Source organism: Gemmobacter caeruleus (assembly GCF_008271655.1).
Classification (GTDB): Bacteria; Pseudomonadota; Alphaproteobacteria; order Rhodobacterales; family Rhodobacteraceae; genus Gemmobacter; species Gemmobacter caeruleus.
The window spans coordinates 1-1,962 of the sequence record NZ_VKKX01000036.1; the positions used below are offsets into that span (position 1 = coordinate 1).

General features: G+C 57.7%; 1 protein-coding gene and 1 pseudogene. One reads left to right on the forward strand and one right to left on the reverse strand.

Features of this window, described 5'->3' with window-relative positions; translation table 11 throughout:
• Positions 1-56 precede the first annotated feature (56 nt).
• Positions 57-1,109 carry an IS110 family RNA-guided transposase gene (locus FOA17_RS13390; RefSeq protein WP_238991818.1) on the reverse strand — a complete coding sequence of 351 codons (1,053 nt, stop codon included), beginning with the start codon at positions 1,107-1,109 and terminating at the stop codon, positions 57-59.
• 65 nt (positions 1,110-1,174) lie between these two features.
• Between FOA17_RS13390 and FOA17_RS13395 the strand changes: the two are divergent.
• Positions 1,175-1,962, forward strand: a pseudogene (locus tag FOA17_RS13395) (IS3 family transposase); the annotation flags it as partial.

The following is a 1,962-nucleotide window of genomic DNA, read 5'->3' on the forward strand; positions in this document are numbered from 1 at the left end:
GTTTCGTCATCACTTTCGAGCCTTGCAATTGTGTCCGGTCGGAACCGAATACTGAATCAGGCGGCGGCTTCCATAGGTCGGCGCAGATAGGTCGCTCCTGGTTGCCGGAGAACGATCCAGACGATGCGTGCGATCTTGGCGGCCAGAGCCACTGTCACTTTGTTGACGTGCATTCGAGACCGTAGTGCATCAATCCATTGACCGAGCCGATCCTTGGATCTGTCGAGGTGCAACATGCACGACCTCGCCCCATGAATGAGCAATCGACGCAGATAGCCATTGCCGCGTTTGCTTATGCCCAGCAGTGTCTGTTTACCTCCGGTCGAATGTTGCCGAGGAACCAGTCCGAGCCACGCAGCAACGTCGCGAGCACGTTTGAACCTGGATGTGTCGCCGGTCGCCGCGATGATTGCTGTCGCGCCGAGCGCGCCGATGCCTGGGATTGTCATGAGACGACGGGCACGCTCATCGGCGTCGGCGACATCCTTGATCTCATTCGAGATCGAGGCAATGCGCTGCTCCAGTTTGAGGAGGTCATCGTGGAGATCCCGCAGTATCTCGTGGGCGAGCGAGGTCAGGTCATTCGTGTCGTCATCGAGCACGCGCAGAATGTCGGTCTTGAAGACACCGGCTCCTTGCCGAATAGGCACTCCATGCTCCAGGCAGTAGGATCGCATCTGGCAGATCAGATTGGTGCGGTTGGTTACCAAGCGGCTGCGGATGCGATGCAACATCTGCAGATCGACTTGGTACGCCTCTTTGATGCCGACAAAGCGCACGGTCGGCCGTGTCGCAGCCTCAGCGATTGCCTCGGCATCAATGATGTCGTTCTTGTTTGACTTCACATAGGGCTTCACGAATTGAGCGGGGATGATCCGAACCTGATGTCCCATCGTTTGAAGTTTGCGCGCAAGCCACTGCGATCCCGGGCACGCCTCCATACCGACCAGCGTTCTGTTAGCGCGTTCAAAGAACTGGAGCAGCGTCTCACGCCGGAACTTCGCTCGCTGGATTGGTGTGCCTTTGGCATCGAGGCCGACGACGTGGAAAAGGTTCTTGCCAATGTCGACGCCGAATACGGCGCATGGGCGTGGTTTGTTGCGTTCCATGATCAGGCCCTCCTTTTTGCCTGTCGCCATTGTGCTCGGTGGAGACAGGGCGGACCATCCCATTAGCTCTGAGGCCTGCCCGGAAGCGCAAGCTTGTTGACGGGATGCTGGCAGACTGGGGGATATCGATCAGACGGGCCTGTAAGGCGCTGAAGTTCGACACTTCGACCTACCACTACAAGTCCCGCCGCACTGGGCAGGCCGGTCTCGAACTACGGATCAAGGAGATCTGCGAGACGCGGGTTCGCTACGGCTACCGGCGCGTTCATGTGTTACTTCGCCGTGAGTGCTGGCTGATCAACATGAAGAAGACGCGGAGGATTTACAATGAGTTGGGCCTTCAGCTCAGGAACAAGCACCCCAAGCGAAGGGTGAAAGCGAAGCTTCGGGAGGATCGCCAGGTGGCGGTGGAGCCAAACGATGTCTGGGCAATGGATTTTGTCCACGACCAGCTGGCGACAGGCAAGAAGTTGCGTATCCTGACCATCGTCGACACTCATTCACGGCTTTGTCCGGCGACCGATCCACGCTTCACCTATCGCGGAGAAGATGTGGTGCAGACCCTGGAACGGGTCTGCGGCCTGACTGGCTACCCGAAGACGATCAGGGTGGACAATGGCAGCGAATTCATCTCCCGTGATCTTGACCTGTGGGCCTATGCAAATGACGTCTCGCTCGACTTCTCGCAGCCCGGAAAGCCGACTGATAATGGCTTCATCGAAGCCTTCAACAGCAAGTTCCGGGCGGAATGTTTGAACGCCCATTGGTTCCTGACGCTTGCGGACGCCCGTGAAAAGATGGAGGATTGGCGTAGACACTACAATGAGGACCCTGCTCATTCGGCGATCGGATG